The organism is Dactylosporangium sp. NPDC005572 (genome assembly GCF_040605515.1).
Taxonomy (GTDB): Bacteria; Actinomycetota; Actinomycetes; order Mycobacteriales; family Micromonosporaceae; genus Dactylosporangium.
In genome coordinates this window covers 1-1,024 of the sequence record NZ_JBEXCY010000484.1, presented here as the reverse complement: position 1 = coordinate 1,024, position 1,024 = coordinate 1, and the positions used below count along the sequence as shown (strand labels likewise).

Below are 1,024 nucleotides of genomic sequence, written 5' to 3'. Positions count from 1 at the left end.
CGTCTCAGCTGCTTTGGCGTCACGGATCATCCGCTGGTAGACCACATTGGACAGTCGGCGTTTCAGGCAGCGCATGGCTTCCATCGAGGTCTTGCCCGCTGCGAGTTTGCGCCGGTAGTAGGCGCGGCCTTCGGTGTCGTTGCGCAGTTGGACGATGGCCATGATGTGCAGGGCGCGGTTGATGCGCCGGTTCCCGGCTCGGGACAGGCGGTGACGTTGTTGGTCGCCGGAGGACGCGTCGATGGGTGCGGTGCCGTTCCACGAGGCGAAATGGTCGCGGCTGGCGAACCGATGGATATCGCCGATGTCGCCCAGCAGCCGGGCCGCGCCGGACGGGCCAATGCCGTTGAGCTGCTGCAAGGTGCTGCCGGTGGCGTTGATAAGTTCGGTCAGCTGCGAGTTGGCGGCCTTGATCTTTTTGTCGATCACAGCGACCTCGGTGATGAGCTCAGAGGCCAGCTGCCGACGAGTGCGGCCAACGATGTCGCGGGGCCGGACGCTGTTGAGCAACGCCCGGGCCTGTGGTGCGGACAGGAACTGTTTCGCCCCGCCGGGGACCAGTTCCAGCAGGAGGTGGTGCAGCCGGCTCACCGCTTCGGTGCGGGCCCGTCCCAGCTCGTCGCGGCGATCGACCAGCAGGCGCAGCGCGACCGTGACGTCATCCACGGCAACTTGCCGCAGGCCGTTGGCGCGTAGCGCGGCCACCGCTACCGAGTGCGCGTCGACCGGGTCGGTCTTGCGGCCCTGACCAGTGGCGAACACCCGGGCCCGTGCCGACAGCTTCGCCGGGACATCCAGCACAGTCTCCCCGTCGGCGACGAGGCGCTGGGCGATGTGCCGGCCGATGCCGTTGCAGCCCTCCACCGCCCAGATCCGGTTCTTGTACTGCCGGCCCAGCTTGAGTATCGCCTGGTAGCCGTCGCGGTCGGTGCCGAACCGGCCTTGGGCCAGGACCTTCTCCCGGTCGTTGATGACTTCGATAGTGGCGGACCGCTTGTGCGGGTCCATCCCGATGATGACGCGG

Annotated in this window: 1 protein-coding gene; it reads right to left on the bottom strand. The window is 67.5% G+C overall.

The window, feature by feature from the left end; genetic code table 11:
* On the bottom strand, window positions 1-1,008 hold a 1,008-nt coding region (locus ABZS66_RS61820), incomplete at its 3' end, for an IS110 family transposase (RefSeq protein WP_354774322.1).
* Window positions 1,009-1,024 lie beyond the last annotated feature (16 nt).